This is a genomic window from Pseudomonas sp. PME37.24/025 (assembly GCF_055556615.1).
The window spans coordinates 1-248 of the sequence record NZ_JBVHNK010000412.1 but is presented as its reverse complement, the minus strand read 5'-3'; the positions used below and the strand labels follow the sequence as shown (position 1 = coordinate 248).

The following is a 248-nucleotide window of genomic DNA, read 5'->3' as shown; positions in this document are numbered from 1 at the left end:
AGACCCCAGTGAGCGAGAAGGTCACCAAGTGCTGTAGTGGGTCCCTGGTGGAAAGACGGCCATGTTTCTCTGCTCTGACAGTTGACGAGACATATGTCCCCAAAGAGTTTAAAGCTGAGACCTTCACCTTCCACTCTGATATCTGCACACTCCCAGACAAGGAGAAGCAGATAAAGAAGCAAACGGCTCTCGCTGAGCTGGTGAAACACAAGCCCAAGGCCACAGAAGATCAGCTGAAGACGGTGATG

Annotated in this window: 1 protein-coding gene; it reads left to right on the top strand. The window is 51.6% G+C overall.

Features of this window, described 5'->3' with window-relative positions; genetic code table 11:
* The coding region (locus tag ACZ3HH_RS30880) for a hypothetical protein (RefSeq protein ID WP_465810498.1) at positions 1 to 248 on the top strand (248 nt) is incomplete at both ends.